Source organism: Oceanicola sp. S124 (assembly GCF_000220565.1).
Taxonomy (GTDB): Bacteria; Pseudomonadota; Alphaproteobacteria; order Rhodobacterales; family Rhodobacteraceae; genus Pseudooceanicola.
In genome coordinates, this window is sequence record NZ_AFPM01000224.1 from 1 (window position 1) to 18,094 (window position 18,094).

The window sequence follows — 18,094 nt, forward strand, 5'->3', positions numbered from 1 at the left end:
TCACCCCCGACAGTATTTCAGGCCATCGGATGGGAAAGGGGCGGGGCGCGACTTCGCCTGCGCCGCCCCTCATGTCAGGGGCGCTCGATGGCGACCGCCGTGCCCTCGCCGCCGCCGATGCAGATGGCGGCGATGCCGCGCTTCGCCCCGCGGGCTTCGAGCGCATGCAGCAGGGTGACGAGGATCCGGGCGCCGGAGGCACCTATGGGATGGCCAAGGGCGCAGGCGCCGCCGTTCACGTTCACCCGGTCGTGGGGCACGCCCATCTCGGCCATGAAGGCCATGGGGACCACGGCGAAGGCCTCGTTGACCTCCCAGAGGTCGACCTCCTCGATGCTCCAGCCGAGCTTCTTCAGCAGCTTGCGCACGGCGGGCACCGGCGCGGTCGGGAAGTCCTTCGGGGCCTGGGCATGGCTGGCATGGCCGGCGATGCGGGCGCGGATCGGCAGGTCGCGGGCCCGGGTCGCGGCGCGCCCGGCCAGCACCAGGGCCGCCGCCCCGTCCGAGATCGACGAGGCATTGGCTGCCGTCACCGTGCCGCCCTCGCGGAAGGCAGGCTTCAGGGCCGGGATCTTCTCGGGCCGGGCCGTCAGCGGCTGTTCATCCTGCGCCACCTCCGTGCTGCCCTTGCGGGTGGTGACCTCGACCGGGGCGATCTCGGCGGTGAAGGCGCCGGATTTCTGCGCCGTCAGCGCGCGATCCAGCGAGGCCAGCGAGTAGTCGTCCTGGGCCTGCCGGGTGAACTGGAAGGCCTCGGCGCAGTCCTCGGCGAAGGTACCCATCAGGCGGCCCTTGTCATAGACATCCTCCAGCCCGTCGAGGAACATGTGGTCGATGGTCTGCCCATGGCCCAAACGGGCCCCGCCGCGCATGGCGGGCAGCAGGTAGGGGGCGTTGGACATGCTCTCCATCCCGCCCGTGACCATGGTCGCCGCATGGCCGAGGGCGATCTGGTCGAAGCCCATCATCACCGCCTTCATCCCCGAGCCGCACATCTTGTTGAGCGTCGTGGCGGGGACCTCTTCCCCCAGGCCACCGGCGAAACCGGCCTGCCGGGCGGGCGCCTGGCCCTGGCCGGCAGGCAGGACGCAGCCCATCAGCAGCTCGTCGACCCGGTCCAGGCCGGCGCCGGCCAGCGCGGCGCGGATCGCGGCACCGCCGAGCTGCGGGGCGGTGAGCGGCGACAGGGCGCCCTGGAACCCGCCCATGGCGGTGCGCGCCGCACCGGTGATGTAGACTTCCTGCATGGGATCCTCCCTCTCTCTGCGCCCATGCATACCGAATGGTAAGGTTTGCCGTCTAGCGTGACGCCAGATTGAGCGGCCAGAGGGCATTCCGATGCATCTTTCCATCCGTACCGAAAAGGGCGCGACGATCATCTCGGTCGACGCCACACGGATCGATGCGGCCGTGGCGATCCGTTTCAAGGATCTCATGCGGGATGCCGCAGAGGGGCGCAGCGGGCGCATCATCCTCGATCTGGGGCGGGTGGACTTTATCGATTCCAGCGGCCTCGGTGCCATCGTCGCCGCGATGAAGCAGCTCGAGAAGGGCCAGAAGCTGGAGCTGGCGGCGCTGAACAGCAATGTCGACAAGGTGTTCCGCCTGACCCGGATGGATACCGTCTTTCCGATCCACGACAGCCTTGGCAGCGCGGTGGCAGGCCATGCGCACTGACACGGGAACCGGCCTGCCGGAACAGGCCCTGCAACGGCACACCAAGGACATCCGGCTGACCTTCCCCAGCTCGCCACTCTCGGTGCGCCGGGCGCTGCAGACCATCATCGCTGACCTGCAGGAGCTGGAGATTGAAGAGCGTGGCTCGGTCGAGCTGGTGCTGGCCGAAGTCCTGAACAACGTGGTCGAACACGCCTATGGCGCTGAGGAACGCGGCTGGATCAGCCTGGAATGTGCCTCGCAGCCGGACGGGCTGCATTTCCGCATCCGCGACGAAGGCCGCCCGATGCCGAAGGATACGCCGCCCATGGGGGCCCCTGCCCCCCTGCCGGAGCAGCGGGAACATTTGCCCGAAGGCGGTTTCGGCTGGTTTCTGATCCGCGACCTGTCGCGCGACGTGCAATACCGGCGCCTGGACGAAATGAACGAGTTGACCTTCCGCATCAATATCGACGCAACCCCCAAGGCGAACTGAGCCCGCCCGGCACCGCGACGGAGGCATCGTCGACGGGCCATCGTCCGCGCCCGGTGGCTTGGCGTACAGGCCCTTCGTTCAGGCCAGTCGTGCGGGCTCTCCGGTATGGCGCTTGCGACGGTCAGCCCGGCGCCTCCGGGCGGTCGCCCCCAATTGCGTGGCGTCGGACGCCGGCGCGGGGCACGCAGACTGGGCGGCAAGCGGGACAAGGCCAGGTTCCGCATGGCAGGGAGCTCGGCCAAAGCCAGAGCAGCCTGCAAGGACGGCATGGGATGGGCGAGGCGCCGACCTTTGCGCGCAACGGGGGTCAGTCAAAGGTCGGGACGAAGACAGCCGGTCTCGCCCTGCATGCGTGTGCTGTTTGCCCTGCGCCGAAAGGGCACTCGTCCCCTCGATGCACAGGTCCACTCCGGGTTGCGCAAGCGGGGATGCCCGAAGGGGTCGGCCGAAGCATTGACCAAACACCGTGGACACAGGTCCCGGACTGCACCGGTATCCGCCCCTGCGTCCGCCGGACACGCTTGCCCGAACCGCCCCTCCCCCTCGGCCACCGCTCCTGCGCACTGCCGCATTGTCCCGGCCCTGCCCCAGATGGGCAGCCCTGCCCCTGCCACATCATCGCCATCCCCGGGGAATCTGCCGCGTGGCCACGGACTGCCAAGGGATACGCCCTTGGGTCCCCCTGTCATGCTTGCTCGAACCGCCCTGCTCCTTCCCCACCGCGCCTGCGCGCTGTCGCATGATCCCGGCCTGACCCGGGCGGGCAGCGTGGGGCCTTGCCACATCATCGCCATCCCCCGGGGATCCGCCGCCTCGCCACGGCAATGCGAATCGCTTTCCCGGCGTCCCAGATCGCGGCGGAAAGCGGGCGAGAGCGGCCCAATCATGGCGCGACGGGCGTGACCGCCGCCACCGCGCACCATTTTCGCCGCATTCTCGCGAATTGCCCCGAAATGGCCGCACCGCCATCCCACCGGCGCCATGACCCACCGGCATCCTGAAAGGGTAGCTGCACTGGCTTCCCTCGGCGCCGCGTATTACAGCCCCCACCCAGTGCGTGGCGTCGAGGTTTCAACCCAGCAACTCCCGCCTTCCAGCATCAGAAACCGCCCAAGCCCTTGACCCGGGGCCGTTTCCCTCGCAGCATCGCGCCCTCGCCAGAGGAGGACACATGCGCGATCTGCACCTTCCCGGACGGTCTCCCGTCTGGGCCGACAACGGCCTTTGTGCCACCTCTCACCCGATTGCCGCCAACGTGGCGCTGGACCTGCTGAAGCGCGGGGGCAACGCCATGGATGCTGCCATCGCCGGGGCCGTGGCCCTCGGCGTGTGCGAGCCGCCCATGTGCGGCCTCGCCGGAGACTGCTTCGCCCTGGTCAAGCCCGCTGGCGAGGACCGGGTGCTGTCCTACAACGGGTCGGGCCGCAGCCCCGCCGGCGCCGCAGACGATGCCAGGGCGATGCGTGCGGCCGGCCTGACCGCGATCCCCGATCGTGACGCGCGCGCGGTCACCCTGCCTGGCGCCGTCGCCGCCTTCGACGAGATGTCCGCGCTCTGGGGTCGGCTTGGCCTGGCCGACAGCCTCGCCCCGGCGATCGCCTATTTCGAGGCCGGGGTGCCGGTCCATGCGCGCGTCGCCTTCGACTTTGCCCGCTCAGCGGGCCGGCTGGATGCCCATGCCGCCCGCCACCTGATGCCGACGGGCCGCGCCCCCGTCGAGGGACAGCGCCTTGCCCTGCCCGGCCAGGCCGAGGTGCTGCGCCGCATCGCCCGCGACGGCGCCCGCGCCTTCTACGAGGGCGAGGTGGCCGAAGACATGCTCTCGGCCCTCGCCGCAGCCGGGGGCAGCCATACCGCAGAGGACTTCGCCAGCACGCGCGGAGAGCGGACCGAGCCGATCCAGGGGCAGTACAAGGGCGCCGCCCTCTACGAGCATCCGCCGAACGGCCAGGGCGCCACGGCGATCCTGATGCTGAACATCCTGGCGCAGTTCGACCTCGCCGCGCTGGATCCCTTCGGCGCCGCGCGCACCCATATCGAGGCCGAGGCGGCAAAGCTGGCCTACGCGGCCCGCAACCGGTTCATCGCCGATGCCGACACCGCCGGGGCCGAGAAGCTGCTCGACCCGTCCTTCGCCGCCGAACTGGCGGCGCGGATCGACCCCGCGCGCGCCAGTGCCGTACCCGACCAGCTGTCGGGCGCGCCGCATCGCGACACGGTCTATATCACCGTGGTCGATCGCGACCGGATGGCGGTCTCGCTGATCTACTCGGTCTTCCACGCCTTCGGCTCGGGCATCGGAACCGACAAGTTCGGGCTGGTGCTGCACAATCGCGGCTGCGGGTTCACCCTGGAAGAGGGGCATGGCAACACCCTGGCCCCACGCAAGCGGCCGCTGCACACGATCATTCCGGCGATGCTGGCGGAAGACGGGGCACCCAACCTGCCCTTCGGCGTCATGGGCGGCCAGTACCAGGCGGCGGGCCACGCCCGCTTCGTCACCAACCTGCGCGACTACGGGCTGTCTCCCCAGGAGGCCATCGACGCCCCCCGCGCCTTCCCCGAGGAGGGCAAGCTGCAACTGGAACGCGGCTACGCCCCCGAGATCGCCGCACAGCTGCAGGACATGGGCCATGAGGTCGTCACCCCCGACGGCCCCATCGGAGGGGCCCAGGCGATCCGCATCCATGCCTCCGGCGTGATGGAAGCCGGCTCGGATCCGCGCAAGGACGGCTGTGCCGTGGGCTACTGATACCGCTGACCTGGCAGAGACCTGCCCCTGCTCCCGCCCGAGACCGCCTCCGGCGGGAGTATCTTTGGCCTCGGAATGGACCAGGAGACTCTTGTCTCCATTCGACGGGTGAAAATACTCCGGGGCAGTCTCCGCAGGAGACGGGGGCAGCGCCCCTGCATGCCGCCTCAGTTCAGCTGGAACTCAAGCTGATAGTGACCATCCTCGAAGGCGCCGAAGAGATCGGGGATGTCGGGATGGTCGACCGGCTCTCCCGACATGTCCTCTTCTAGGTTCTGCTCCGAGACATAGGCCACGTAGTAGCTCTGATCGTTCTCGGCCAGCAGGTGGTAGAAGGGCTGGTCACGCATCGGACGGGCATCTTCGGGAATCGCGTCATACCATTCCTCGGTATTGCTGAATTCCGGGTCGACATCGAAAATTACACCGCGAAACGGGTGTTTGCGGTGACGGACAACCTGGCCCAGATGATATTTCGCGTTGGTCTTCAGCATCGTCTTGCACGTCATGAGGCCCCCTACTACCGTCAATCCCCGCCCAATGTCCAATCGAGACCGCGAAATTAGGGGAAACACTCTGTGAACCTTGTCCTGACAGTGCTGGAGATCACCGCTCCGGTCTTCCTTCTTGCGGCGATCGGTTTTGCCTGGGTCCGGCTGGGGTTCGACTACCAGATTGATTTCGTCACCCGCATGGCGATGACGCTCTCGGTGCCCTGCCTGATCTTCACCGCCCTGATGAAGACCGAGATCGACCCGGCGGCGCTGACCGCACTGTCGCTGGCCTCGGTCGCGGCCTATGCGGTGCTGACGCTGGTCACCGCGCTGGTGCTCTGGCTGACGAAACTGGATCTGCGCAGCTACCTGGCGCCGCTGATCTTCGGCAATACCGGCAACCTCGGCCTGCCACTGGCGCTCTTTGCCTTCGGCGAGGCCGGGTTGGGCTACGCGGTGGTGGTCTTCGCGGTCATGGCGCTCTGGAGCTTCACCTTCGGCATCTGGGTGGTCTCGGGCGGCGGCTCGGTGGTGCGCGCCCTGAAGGAGCCGCTGCTCTGGGCCACCATCCTCGGCGGCATCTTCCTGAGCCAGGGCTGGCACACGCCGGTCTTCCTGACCAACACGCTGGAGCTGACTGGCCAGATGGCGATCCCGCTGATGCTGATCACCCTCGGCGTTGCCGTGGCGCGGCTGCGGCCGGGCTCGATCCGGCTGGCCTCGGTGCTGTCGGTGCTGAAGATCGTGCTCTGCGTCGGCATCGCCTGGATCACCGGCCGGCTGTTCGGCCTCGACGATGTGGCCTTCGCGGTGCTGGTGCTGCAGGTCTCGACACCGGTTGCGGTGACCTCCTACCTGCTGGCGGTGAAATACGGCGCCGATGCCGATGCGGTGGCCGGCCTTGTCGTCGTCTCGACCCTGCTGTCGGTGCTGATGCTGCCCCTGCTGCTGGCCCTCCTGCTGTGACCTGCCACCGCCGCCGATCACGGCTTTGAAGGTTCCGTCAGCGCTGCCTTTCGTGTAGAATCTCGGAAAAATACAACAAGAGCAGACTTCGAGAGGCAGATGATCAAGAAGCTTTCCGCGATTCTCATCGTGCTCATCGTCGCGTCCTGTGGCGGCGGACGAGACACGACAGCCCCGCGCAACCTGGACAACGCCTGTTCCATCCTGGACCAGCGGCCGCATTTCGCCCGCGCCTTCAAGAAGGCGGAACGTCGCTGGGGTGTCCCGGTACATGTGCAGATGGCCGTGATGCACCAGGAGAGCAAGTTCATCGGCAACGCCCGGACGCCGCACCGCTTTGCCCTGGGGATCATCCCGATGGGTCGTCAGAGCTCGGCGACCGGCTACAGCCAGGCACTGGACGGCACCTGGGAGGAATACCAGCAGAAGACCGGCAACCGGCGCGCAAGGCGCACCGATATCGACGACGCGACCGACTTCATGGGCTGGTACATGGCCGAGTCGACCCTGCGCCTGGGCATCCCGCTGTCTGACGCGCGGTCCCAGTACCTGGCCTACCACGAGGGCCGCGCCGGCTATGCCCGCGGCTCCTACCTGTCCAAGTCCTGGCTGATCTCGGTGTCGCAACGGGTCGCGGTCCGCTCGGAGCTCTATGCGACCCAGCTGCCCTTCTGCCTCTGACGCGCCTGTCCGGCGGGATCAGTTCCCGCCGGTCCGCCGCTGCGTCTCGCGGCGCAGCGAGAACATCGAATCGCCCAGTTGCCCGCCGACCTTCAGGTCGCCCAGGATCACCGTGGTCTGGGTGCCGGCCTCATCCGTCACCACCCACTGACGCAACTCGACCGGCGCCCCGTCGCCGCCGGTGAAGACAAGCTCGATATGGCCGTATTCCGGGTGTTCGGGGTCCTGGGCCCGCAGCACGGTCGAGGGGCCCTCCTCGCGGTGGTCGGTGACCATGTTGGCACGGGCGAGGTCCATCTTGTCATCCAGGATCAGCTTCAGCGGTGTACGGTCGAGGCCATAGGTCTCGGGGCCTCCGTTGGACTTCGGATCGAAAATGCCGACCGCACCGCCGCCGGCGATGACCAGCGCCTGCTCGGGCGGGTCATATTCGAACCGCATCCGCCCCGGCCGCTTGATGTAGAGCGTGCCGGTCGAGATCGTCCCATCGGCGTTGACCTGGGTGAACTTGCTCTCGGCGGTACGCATGCCGTTCATGTAGCCCGAGATCGCATCGAGCGGGATCGGCGCCGCGCCTGCGGGCAGCAGGCTGGCAAAGAGAAGGGCGGCGGGCGCCAGCAGGCGTGTCAGCGTTTTCATGTCCTAGATGTAAGCTCCGGCTGGATACGGTTCCAGCATCAAACGCGCGCCGGGCCATCACCGTTCCGCCATCGGCACGAGAGCGCCGGAGGAAGGGGGCAGCGCCCCCTCTTATTGTTCGGGCACCAGCACTTCGCGCTTGCCGACATGGTTGGCACCGCTGACCACGCCCTCTTCCTCCATCTGCTCGACCAGCCGGGCGGCCTTGTTGTAGCCGATGGCCAGCTTGCGCTGGATGTAGGAGGTCGAGCACTTGCGGTCCTTGATCACGATGGCGACCGCCTGGTCATAGAGCGCATCTTCTCCCGTGGTGTTGCCGCCGGTGTTGAGGCCGAGCACCGCGTCGATATCGGCCGACTTCTCGTCATCGGGCCCTTCGACCACGCCGCCAATGTAGGAGGGCGGACCATAGGCCTTGAGGTTGGAGACCACCTCTTCGACCTCTTCATCCGAGACGAAGGGGCCGTGGCAACGGGTGATTTTGGCGCCGCCGGCCATGTAGAGCATGTCGCCCATGCCCAGAAGCTGCTCGGCGCCCATTTCGCCCAGGATGGTGCGGCTGTCGATCTTCGAGGTCACCTGGAAGGAGATCCGCGTCGGGAAGTTGGCCTTGATCGTGCCGGTGATCACGTCGACCGAGGGCCGCTGCGTGGCCATGATCAGGTGGATGCCGGAGGCCCGCGCCATCTGCGCCAGGCGCTGGATGCAGGCCTCGATTTCCTTGCCCGCGACCATCATCAGGTCGGCCATCTCGTCGACGATGACGACGATATAGGGCATCTTCTCGGGCTGGATCTCTTCGGTCTCGAAGATCGGGTCGCCAGTGTCCTCGTCGAAGCCCGTCTGCACGGTGCGCGAGAACATCTCGCCCTTCTTCAGAGCATCCGCTACGCGGCCATTGTAGCCGTCGATGTTGCGGACACCCATCTTGGACATCTTGCGGTAGCGCTCTTCCATCTCCTGCACGACCCACTTCAGGGCCACCACGGCCTTCTTCGGGTCGGTGACCACGGGGCTCAGCAGGTGCGGGATGCCGTCGTAGACCGACAGTTCCAGCATCTTCGGGTCGATCATGATCAGGCGGCAGTCTTCCGGCGTCAGGCGGTAGAGCAGCGACAGGATCATCGTGTTGATCGCCACCGACTTGCCCGACCCCGTCGTACCGGCGATCAGCAGGTGCGGCATCTTGGCGAGGTTGGCAATCACCGGCTCACCGCCGATGTCCTTGCCGAGCGCCAGCGGCAGCTTCATGTGGCTGTCGCCGAAATCACGCGCCGCCAGCAGTTCGCGCAGCACCACCATCTCGCGGTTGTCGTTCGGCAGTTCGATCCCGATGACCGAGCGTCCGGGAACGGTGGACACCCGTGCCGAAAGTGCCGACATCGAGCGCGCGATATCGTCGGCCAGGCCAATCACGCGGGAGGCCTTGAGGCCCGGCGCCGGCTCCAGCTCGTACATGGTGACGACGGGGCCCGGGCGGACGCTTACGATCTCGCCCTTGACGCCGTAGTCGTCCAGCACATTCTCGAGCATCCGGGCGTTCTGTTCCAGCGCCTCGTCCGAGAGGTGGTGGCGCTGGATGGTTTCGGGCGAGGTCAGCAGCGACAGCGGCGGCAGCTCGTACTCGGCCTCCTTGGGATCGAAGGCCAGCCGGGGCTGGGCCTCGGCCTGGGCGCGGGCCGAGGGCTGCACCGGCTTGCGGGCGCTGTGCTGCACGACCTTGCGCTCCTCGGCCACGGGGAGCTTCACGCCCTCGCCGCCGAAGCCCATGCTGCGCGGTCCGGCACCGGGCAGCGGCTCGGGCGCGCCGAAGTCGTAGTGATCGTCCTCGTCATCGCGGAACATGTTGTCATCGCCCGAAGCGTCGTCGTCGAGGTCGTAGCCGGCCGCGAATTCGGGGGCCGGGGGTATCGAGGGGATGCCACGTTCGACGCGCAACTGGGCCGGGTCGACCAGTTCGGGCGAAGGCATCTCGTAGCCCGTGTCATAACGTGTGTCCTGGCGCGGGTGATCGCCCTGCGGCAGGTCCGCCTCGGGGCTGTAGGCGGCGGCCATGGGCGCGGGATCATCGGGATAGGCTAGGCCGGCATGGCGCGGGTCGGCACCGCCGAGGCGCGGGCGACGCTCGGCCGGGGCGGTCAGCGGGGGTTCGGGCGGCAGGCCGCGCTCGTCCATGGCGGCCAGCGGCGGCTCTTGCCGGTTGCCCTTGAAGATCAGCGGAATCGGGCTGCGGCGCTTGGCGCGCCGGGCCGCGGCCTGGATCGCGGTCAGCGGCACTTCTTCCACCTCCTGCTCGAGCGGCGGCGGGGCGCTGCGCGAGGCGCGCGAGCGGACCACGTCGGCGATCTTGGCGCGGATTCGGTCGTCCTGCGGCAGGTCTTCCTCGCCGAGCGCCATCAGCACCTCGTCGTCGTCCAACTCGTCCCAGCTCTGGGGCTGGGGCTCGGGGCGGCGGATCAGCCCGGGCAGGCGGCCCAGAAGGCGCGGCTTTTCCTCCCGCTCGACGGGCTCGTCGTAGTAAAGCGGCTCGTCGTCGGCCTCGACCCAGGGGTCGTCCTGCCAGGTGTCCTGGGGCTGGGCGTGGGTCTGGGCATGGGCGGGATGGATGTAGGCCGAATGATTGCGCGCGGCCATGGGTTCGACGCGGGCGGCACGGCGGCGCTCGGCACGGGCGCGCAGGTTCTCGCCGGCGCTGCGGGTGGCCTGTCCGGCGACCGAAACGGCCCCGACGGCCCCACGGCCCAGCAGTTTCGCGAGGAAGGCATAGGTCAGCACGATGGCGATCAGCAGCCAGCGGAAGGCCAGGCGCATCTCGACCCAGGTGATCCCGGCGACGAAGAGACCAAGCGCCACCATGGCAGGCCCCAGCACCAGCGCCGCCACCTTCAGCGACCCCGCCACCGAAAGCGGAGAGATCCCGATCAGCGCACCCAGCACCGTATCCCCGAAGAGACCGCCCAGCCCGAAGGCATGCGGCCAGTTTTCCGAGGTGTTCAGCGCACCGCCGTAGACCGACATCAGCACCACGAAGACCGGCGCAAAGACCAGCCGGCCCACCGGGGCCTCATCGGCCAGGTGCAGACCGAAGCGCAGACCCCAGATCACCGAAAGCACCGCGATGGCCCAGCCTCCGATGCCGATCACCATGATGATCGGCGCCGAGATCGAGGCCCCGAACAGCCCCAGCCAGTTGCGCACCGGCGCATCCGAGGCCGAAAGCCACGAGGGATCCTGCGGATCGTAGCTGTAGAGCACCGCCGCCAGCATCAGGCCGAACCCCAGAAGCAACAGGCCGATCAGCTCTTTGCCGCGTTTTTCCAGCGCTTCCTGCATGGCGCGATCGAAGAGGGGGTCTCGTTTCGTCTGGTAGGCCATTCTCTTCGCTCCTCGTCAGTCCCACAGGCAGGCGCGCAGCTTTTCCAGCCCCGTCACCATCTCGTCCCGCGCCGCCACCATGGCGACCCGGATGTAGCCCCGGCCGGGGTTCCCCGCCGCGGTGTCGCGGCTGAGATAGGCGCCCGGCAGCACCCGCACCCCGGTTTCGGTCCAGAGCTTCAGCGCCGCCGCCTCGCCGTCCTCGACCGGCAGCCACAGGAAGAAGCCCGCCTCGGGGCCCTTGTAGCCGGGCACGCCGCCCATCACCTGGTCGGCGGCCAGGTACTTCTGCTGATAGAGCGCGCGGTTCTCGACCACATGGGCCTCGTCGGCCCAGACCTTTTCGCTGACCTTCTGGATCGGCAGCGGCAGGGGGGCGCCGGAATAGGCGCGCAGCTGGCGCAGGTGGCGCATCGACCGGGGGCCGCCCGCCACGAAACCCGAGCGCAGCCCGGGCAGGTTCGAGCGCTTGGACAGCGACTGGAAGATCACCACCCGCTCGGGGTCGGCGCCCATCTCCTGCGCGATCTCAAGGGCACCCACGGGCGCGCTGTCGCGCCAGATTTCGGAATAGCATTCGTCGGCGAAGATGCGGAAATCCCACTTCTCGGCCAGCGCCAGCAGCTCGCGCCAGTAGGCGGCAGAGGCCACGGCCCCCTGCGGGTTGGCCGGAGAGCAGATGTAGACCGCCGCCGTGCGGTTCAGCACCGCCTCGGGCAGGGCGGCGTAGTCGGGCAGATGGCCGGTCGCATCGGTGGCGGTCACGAAGACCGGCTCGGCGCCGACCGAGACGGCCGAGACCGCATAGACCTGGTAGAAGGGGTTGGGAATCAACACCACCGGCTGTGCGCCGTTCTTGGTCTCGGGCACCAGCGCCATCCCGGCGTTGTAGAGCCCCTCGCGCGATCCGTTGACCGTCATCACCTGGGTTTCGGGATCCATGGCAACGCCGTAGCGCCGGGCGATCCAGTCGGAGATCGCGCCACGCAGCTCTGGCGTGCCGTCATTGGGCGGATACTTGGCCAGGCCGGCCACATTGTCGGACAGCACCTGGCCCACCCACTCCGGGAAGGGGTGTCGGGGCTCTCCGATGGTCATATGCGTCACCTCACCGCCCGGCGCATGATGGTCGAGCAACGTCCGCAGGCGCGGGAACGCATATTCCGGAAGGTTCGAAAACCGCTCTGGAAACATTTGAAACTGCCTCTGGCTCGGGGTCGTAACGCCCCGTTTTGATGGAAAGGTAACCCATAGCTGCGCGCGCCGTCCAGCGCTCTTGCGGCAGGGCAACAGGTCTGTTGCATCGAAACCCCGTGTTTCCACGGGATTTTCCGGTCAGGCGGCGCGCAGGGCGGCCTCGGCGGCTGCCGAGACACGCGCCAGGGCCTCTTCGGCGAAGGGTTTCCCCATGAGCATGATCCCGCAGGAAGGCGCCCCGGCCGGCAGGGTCACGGCAGGCAGGCCCATCAGGTTGCCGACGCGGGTGTTGCGCAGGGCCAGCAGGTTCTCGGTGACGTAGTAGTCGTGATCGGCCAGCATCCGCGAGGCCACCGGCGGCAGGATCGCCGAGCTGGGCGCCAGCACCGCGTCAAAGCCCGCCATCCGGGCATGCCATTCGGCCCGCGCCTGCTCCAGCGCCTCCCAGGCGGCGACATAGTCGGCGGCCAGCACCTGCCCGCCGCCCCGGAAGCGTTCGAGGATCTCGGGGAACATCTTCTCGGGCGCGGCCTCGATGACGTCCTTCCAGATCCCGTAAGCCTCTGGCGCAATGAGGGATTTCGTCAGACCTGCCGCACGGTCGTATTCGGGCGAACGGACCTCGACCACCTCGGCGCCCGCATCACGCAGCACCTCGACGGCGCGACGGTAGGCGGCCAGGGGCTCGGGGCGAATATCGTCAAGGACGTGGCTTTCCATCATCGCCAGGCGCGCGCCCTTCAGGCTGGCGCCGCGCAGGTCCGGGGCGGGCCTGCCCTCCAGCGCCGAGAGCATCAGCACGCAGTCCCGGACCGAGCGCCCGATGGGCCCGACCGTATCGAAGCGCTTGGCCAGCGGCACGACGCCCTCAAGGCTGATCCGCCCGGAGGTGGTCTTGAAGCCCACCAGGTCGTTCCAGGCCGCCGGGATGCGCACCGACCCGCCGGTGTCCGAGCCGATGCCGATGGCCGCCAGCCCATGCGCCACCGACGAGGCCGCGCCCGAGGACGAGCCGCCCGGCACCCAGTCGGGATGGTTCACATTGGGCGGCGTCGCCGTCACCGGGTTGAGGCCGATACCGGAAAAGGCCAGTTCGGTCATATGGGTCTTGCCGAGGCAGACCAGCCCGGCCTGGCTGGCGTTGCGCAGCACGCGGGCGTCCTCTTCCGGCACCCGGCCCTCCAGCAGGGCGGATCCGGCCTCGGTCGCCACGCCCGCCGAATCGAACAGGTCCTTCCACGAGATCGGCACCCCGTCCAGGGGATGCAGGCGGATGCCCAGCCGGGCGCGTTCGCCGGCGGCGGCGGCCTCGGCCAGGGCACGCTCGGGCGTGGTGCGGGCATAGATGCGGGCGCCGGCCTCATGGGCCGCGATGGCAGCCAGGTAGGTCTCGGCCAGGGCCACCGGGTCGATCTCGCCGCGGCCGATTCCGGCGCCCAGCTCTGCCGCCTCCATCCAAAGCCAGTCCTGCATCGCGCCTCTCCGTTTCGGTGTCGTGGCGACGGTAGCGGCAGCGGGGCGCATGGACAATCCCGGTCGCGGGCGCATATCTGGGGACATAGACGAAAGGCAGTGCCATGAGCGAGCAAAGCGATCTTCTCATCGTCGGCGGCGGGCTGAACGGCCCCGCGCTGGCCCTTGCGGCGGCGCGTGCCGGGCTGAGCAGCACCGTCATCGACGCCCTGCCCCGGGCCGAGCTGGAGGGTGCCAGGTTCGATGGCCGCGCCTATGCGCTGGCGCTTGCCTCTGTCCGGCTGCTGCGAGCCATCAGCGTCTGGGACGCGGTCGCGGACAACAGCCAGCCGATGCTCGACATCAAGGTCAGCGACGGGCGCGCCGGAGAGGGCCCCTCGCCCTTCTTCCTGCATTTCGACCACGCCGAGATCGAGGAAGGCCCGATGGGCCACATGGTCGAGGACCGCTACCTGCGCCGCGCCCTGCTGGAGGCGGTCGAGGCGGCGCCGCAGGTCACGGTGATCAACGAGGCGCAGGTGGTGGCGCAGCAGTGCGGCCCCGAAGGGGCCTCGGTCACCCTCGCTTCGGGCGAGGTGCTGCACGGCAGGCTGGTGGTGGGCTGCGACGGCAAGCGGTCCGGCACCGCTGCGCGGGCCGGGATCCGTCGTCACGGCTGGGGCTACGGCCAGACCGCGCTGGTCTGCGCCATCGCCCATGAGAAGCCCCACGAGGGCGTCGCGCATCAGTTCTTCATGCCGCCGGGCCCGCTGGCGATCCTGCCCCTGCCCGGCAACCGTTCGTCCATCGTCTGGAGCGAGCGCGACGCTACCGCCCAGGCGATCAACGCCCTGCCCGACGGCGACTACCTAGCCGCCCTACGCCCCCGCTTCGGCGATTTCCTGGGAGAGATCACGCTGGAAGGCGCGCGCTTCACCTATCCCCTCGGCCTGTCGATCTGCGAGCGGTTCTCGGACTGGCGGCTGGCGCGTGGTTGGGGATGCGGCGCATGGCATGCACCCGATCGCAGGACAGGGGCTGAACGCCGGCCTGCGCGACGTCGCCGCCCTGGCGCAGGTGCTGCGGGAGGCGCGCGCCCATGGAGAGGACATCGGCGCGCTGGACGTGCTGCACCGCTACCAGGAGTGGCGCCGCTTCGACACCGGCACGCTGGCGCTGGCGACGGACATGACCAACAAGCTGTTCTCGAACGACAATCCACTGCTGCGTGCCACGCGTGACCTGGGCCTCGGCCTGGTCAACCGCCTGCCCGGCCTGCGCCGGACCTTCATCCGCGAGGCCGCCGGCCTGACCGGGGACCTGCCCGAGCTGATGCGCTAGGTCAGGAAAGGTGGATTGCCATCCACCCTACGCGAACGCAACGCTCAGCCCGCCGCCACAAGCGTAGGGTGGATGGCAATCCACCGCTCCCGCTCCCGACGACAAGGGACGTCCCCGGGACAGGCGCCGCGGCCCCTGCCCCTCTCAGATGTCCATAGACACTGCTGCCGGAGGCTTTGCCCCGGAACGGGGCGACACCCCGGCCCGCGGTCAGTCCAGCACCCGAGCCTCGTCGACCAGCATCACCGGGATGCCGGCGCGGATCGGATAGGCCAGCCCGGCGTTCTCCGAGATCAGCTCCTGCCGCTCGGCGTCATAGCGCAGCGTTCCGTGCGTGCGTGGGCAGACCAGCGCTTCGAGCATCCGACGGTCGAAGGCCGGCGCGGCGGGGGTCGAAGTGGAGGTGGGGGTATCGCTCATTGCAGCAACTCCTGCCCGTCTCCGCCGCGCAGCGCATATTCCAGCAGCGTCACCAGCGTTTCGCGACGGGTCGTCAGCGATGGCGCCTCAAGCAGCGCCTGTTTCTCGTCGAGGGTGAAATTCAGCAGCATCGACAGCGAGTTGATCAGCAGCTCGTCATCGGCATCCTGCAGCGTCTCCCAGTCCGTCGAGAGACCCTGCTGCTCGAAATAGCGGCCCAGCAACTCCATGAAGGGCGCACGGCGGAAGCCGGGATCCTCATCGCTGGGGGCCAGGTCGGGCTCGAAGCCGGTCCAGTCGACCCGGCAGCGGCGGTAGGGAGTGAAGCCCTCGACCTCATCCGCGATGCGATAGCGCGAGATGCCGGTCAGGGTGATCATGTAGCGCCCGTCCTCGGTCTCCGAGAACTGCGTCACGCGGCCGGCGCAGCCGATGCGGTGCAGCCCGTGGTCGTGGCTGCCCGGCATGTCGCTGGGCTGGATCATCCCGATCAGCCGGTGCGGCGTCTTCAGGCAATCCTCGAACATCGCCAGGTAGCGCGGCTCGAACAGGTGCAGCGGCAGGCGCGCCCGCGGCAGCAGCAGCGCACCCGGCAGCGGAAAGACGGGGATCACCCCGGGAAGATCAGCGGGCTTCATCATCTGCAGGAGCTTAGGCCGCATTGCGCCACGGGAAAGACCCGCCGCGCAAATTCCGGGCCAGCCGCGTCAGGCGAAGATCATCGAGGACAGCCGGCGGCGGCCGTTCAGCACCACCGGATCCTGCGGCTTCAGCGCATCGAAGATGGTGAAGAGCTGCTGCTTGGCGGCGCCCTCGTTCCACTCGCGGTCGCGGCGGAACAGCTCCAGCAGATGGTCCACGGCCTCCTGGGCCTGGCCGGAGGCATAGAGCGCCTGGGCCAGGTCGAAGCGGGCCTGAAGGTTGGCGGGATCGGCCTCGACCTGCGCCGAAAGCTCGGCCACGGGGCCGGCATCGGCGGCCTGGCGGGCCAGTTCCAGCTGGGCATGGGCCGCTTCCAGCTCGGCGGCGCCGGAAATCTCGGCCGGGGCACCGTTGAGGATCGCCTCGGCCTGGTCCAGGTCATCCAGCGCCAGGTAGGCGCGCACCAGCCCGCCGTAGGCCGGGGCGTTCTGCGGATCTTCCTGCAGGATCGCGGCAAAGGTCTGGGCGGCGTCGGCGGCAGCGCCCGCGGCCAGCATCTCTTCGGCGGCGGCGACGGCCTCGGCCAGGCCACCGTCGGCATCGGGGGCCATCGCGGCCAGCTTGTCGACGAAAGCCTGCACCTCGGAGGGCGGCAGGGCGCCCTGGAAGCCATCCACCGGCTGGCCCTGGAAGAAGGCATAGACCGTCGGGATCGACTGGACGCGCATCTGGCCGGCGATCATCTGGTTCTCGTCGACGTTGACCTTGGCCATCTTGACCTTGCCGCCGGCGGCGTTCACCGCGGATTCCAGTGCCGGGCCAAGCGTCTTGCAGGGGCCGCACCAGGGGGCCCAGAAATCGACGATGACCGGCACCTCCTGGCTGGCCTCGACCACGTCCTGCATGAAGGTCGCCTCGGTCACGTCCTTGACGTGCTCACCGGTGGCGGGGGCGGTCTGGCTCTGGCCGGTTCCAAGCTCGATCATGGCGGAACTCCTTGTGCAAATCTCTGCGCCTATATGGACCCTCGCGGGCGGTTTTCCAAGCCGCCTGCGGCGCAGCGGCCCCCGCCAAGGTCGCAGGCCGGGCCGCCCTCATCCCGCGAGGTGCTGCGCCAGCCTGTCGAAGCGCTCCGCGCCATTCTCCAGCCCGGCAATCCGGGCCAGCAGGGGATCGCGGCGGGCGGCGGCGCTGTCGGCGAAGGTCAGGCCCATGTCCTGGTTGCGCAGGCTGCGCAGCCCGGCGACCGGCGCGAGGTCGATGACCGGCGTGCGCTCAATCCGCAGGTATTCCAGCCGCGACAACCCCCCGAGCGGCCCGAGGTCGCGGACCCGGCAATCCTGCAACCAGAGCCGCTGCAGGGCGGTGATCCCGGCCAGCGGGGCCAGATCCTCGACCGCGCTGCCCTCGAGCGCGAGGAACTCCAGCCCGGGCAGCCCCGCCAGGGGCGTCAGGTCGCGGACGCCGGTATCGTTGAGCCAGAGATGGCAGAGCCCCGTGAGCCCGGCCAGCGGCGACAGGTCCCGCACCGGCGTGCGCGACAGCTCCAGCATCTCGAGCCGCGACAGCCCCGCCAGCGGAGACAGGTCCGCCACCGGCGTCGAAAGCGCATTCAGCGAGGTCAGCCCGGAAAGCCCTGCCAGCGGCGACAGGTCGGCCACCTCGGTTTCGGGGAACGAGACCCGTTTCAGCGCCGGCAGCCCGGCCAGCGGCGACAGGTCGGTGACGGCGGTGCTGCCGAAGCGAAGCTCTTCCAGCCGGGGCAGGTTCCTGAGCGGCGAGAGGTCCGACACCGAGGTGCCCCAGAGATGCAGCCCGCGCAGGTAGGGCAGGTCGGCGATGCCCGGCGGCAGCTCGGCCAGGGCCAGCATCTCGTCGTCGTCGAATTCCAGCAGGGTGCCGTGACAGACCCGCGCAGCGTCGATCATCGCCTCGGCGATCTCGTAGGCAGTGCGGGCATCGGTTCCGGCGGCATCGGTCATG

Annotated in this window: 15 protein-coding genes and 1 pseudogene; 6 read left to right on the plus strand and 10 right to left on the minus strand. The window is 68.8% G+C overall.

The genetic code is table 11. The features are described from left to right. Positions 1-74: 74 nt before the first annotated feature. Complete coding sequence (locus OS124_RS0115440; protein WP_010140669.1) at positions 75-1,247, minus strand: thiolase family protein; 1,173 nt, start codon at positions 1,245-1,247, stop codon at positions 75-77. Between the two features lie 91 nt (positions 1,248-1,338). On the opposite strand from OS124_RS0115440, the gene OS124_RS0115445 reads away from it, so the two are divergent. From OS124_RS0115445 to OS124_RS0115455, 3 genes are all read left to right on the plus strand, one after another. Beyond that, positions 1,339-1,677 carry an STAS domain-containing protein gene (locus OS124_RS0115445; protein ID WP_010140670.1) on the plus strand — a complete coding sequence of 113 codons (339 nt, stop codon included), beginning with the start codon at positions 1,339-1,341 and terminating at the stop codon, positions 1,675-1,677. Next, a complete protein-coding gene (locus tag OS124_RS0115450) occupies positions 1,667-2,152 on the plus strand; it encodes an ATP-binding protein (RefSeq protein WP_010140671.1) in 486 nt (161 codons plus the stop codon). The genes OS124_RS0115445 and OS124_RS0115450 overlap by 11 nt, the downstream gene beginning before the upstream one ends. A gap of 1,171 nt (positions 2,153-3,323) precedes the next feature. Next, on the plus strand, positions 3,324-4,904 hold the full coding sequence (locus OS124_RS0115455; RefSeq protein WP_010140672.1) for a gamma-glutamyltransferase family protein: 1,581 nt from the start codon (positions 3,324-3,326) through the stop codon (positions 4,902-4,904). Positions 4,905-5,071: 167 nt separating this feature from the next. Here OS124_RS0115455 and hspQ read toward each other — a convergent pair whose 3' ends face one another. Continuing rightward, complete coding sequence (gene hspQ / locus OS124_RS0115460; protein ID WP_010140673.1) at positions 5,072-5,398, minus strand: heat shock protein HspQ; 327 nt, start codon at positions 5,396-5,398, stop codon at positions 5,072-5,074. An 84-nt stretch (positions 5,399-5,482) separates the two neighbouring features. Here hspQ and OS124_RS0115465 point away from each other — a divergent pair, with 84 nt between their 5' ends. Together OS124_RS0115465 and OS124_RS0115470 are read left to right on the plus strand one after the other, a co-directional pair. Next, a complete protein-coding gene (locus OS124_RS0115465; RefSeq protein WP_010140674.1) occupies positions 5,483-6,364 on the plus strand; it encodes an AEC family transporter in 882 nt (293 codons plus the stop codon). Positions 6,365-6,463: 99 nt separating this feature from the next. After that, positions 6,464-7,045 carry a transglycosylase SLT domain-containing protein gene (locus OS124_RS0115470; protein ID WP_010140675.1) on the plus strand — a complete coding sequence of 194 codons (582 nt, stop codon included), beginning with the start codon at positions 6,464-6,466 and terminating at the stop codon, positions 7,043-7,045. A gap of 18 nt (positions 7,046-7,063) precedes the next feature. Here the strand turns inward: OS124_RS0115470 and OS124_RS0115475 are convergent, their stop codons facing one another. The 4 genes from OS124_RS0115475 to OS124_RS0115490 all read right to left on the minus strand — a co-directional run bounded on the left by OS124_RS0115475 (position 7,064) and on the right by OS124_RS0115490 (position 13,729). After that, positions 7,064-7,684 (minus strand): LolA family protein, encoded by a 621-nt coding sequence (locus tag OS124_RS0115475; protein WP_010140676.1) that lies wholly within the window; start codon positions 7,682-7,684, stop codon positions 7,064-7,066. 111 nt (positions 7,685-7,795) lie between these two features. After that, positions 7,796-11,059, minus strand: coding sequence for a DNA translocase FtsK (locus OS124_RS0115480; RefSeq protein ID WP_010140677.1), 3,264 nt, complete (start codon positions 11,057-11,059; stop codon positions 7,796-7,798). 15 nt (positions 11,060-11,074) lie between these two features. Further along, complete coding sequence (locus tag OS124_RS0115485) at positions 11,075-12,253, minus strand: aminotransferase class I/II-fold pyridoxal phosphate-dependent enzyme (RefSeq protein ID WP_010140678.1); 1,179 nt, start codon at positions 12,251-12,253, stop codon at positions 11,075-11,077. A gap of 141 nt (positions 12,254-12,394) precedes the next feature. Further along, on the minus strand, positions 12,395-13,729 hold the full coding sequence (locus OS124_RS0115490; protein ID WP_010140680.1) for an amidase: 1,335 nt from the start codon (positions 13,727-13,729) through the stop codon (positions 12,395-12,397). A gap of 104 nt (positions 13,730-13,833) precedes the next feature. Here OS124_RS0115490 and OS124_RS24880 point away from each other — a divergent pair. Further along, positions 13,834-15,049 (plus strand): annotated as a pseudogene (locus tag OS124_RS24880) (FAD-dependent monooxygenase). A 210-nt stretch (positions 15,050-15,259) separates the two neighbouring features. Here OS124_RS24880 and OS124_RS0115500 read toward each other — a convergent pair. From OS124_RS0115500 to OS124_RS27530, 4 genes are all read right to left on the minus strand, one after another. Next, complete coding sequence (locus OS124_RS0115500; protein WP_010140681.1) at positions 15,260-15,469, minus strand: Trm112 family protein; 210 nt, start codon at positions 15,467-15,469, stop codon at positions 15,260-15,262. Continuing rightward, entirely contained in the window at positions 15,466-16,110 is a 645-nt protein-coding gene (locus tag OS124_RS0115505) for an LON peptidase substrate-binding domain-containing protein (protein WP_010140682.1), read from the minus strand. The genes OS124_RS0115500 and OS124_RS0115505 overlap by 4 nt, the downstream gene beginning before the upstream one ends. A gap of 66 nt (positions 16,111-16,176) precedes the next feature. Then, positions 16,177-17,097, minus strand: coding sequence for a thioredoxin (gene trxA, locus OS124_RS0115510; protein ID WP_010140683.1), 921 nt, complete (start codon positions 17,095-17,097; stop codon positions 16,177-16,179). A gap of 108 nt (positions 17,098-17,205) precedes the next feature. Beyond that, a partial coding sequence (locus OS124_RS27530) for a leucine-rich repeat domain-containing protein (protein ID WP_010140684.1) occupies positions 17,206-18,094 on the minus strand: 889 nt, incomplete at its 5' end.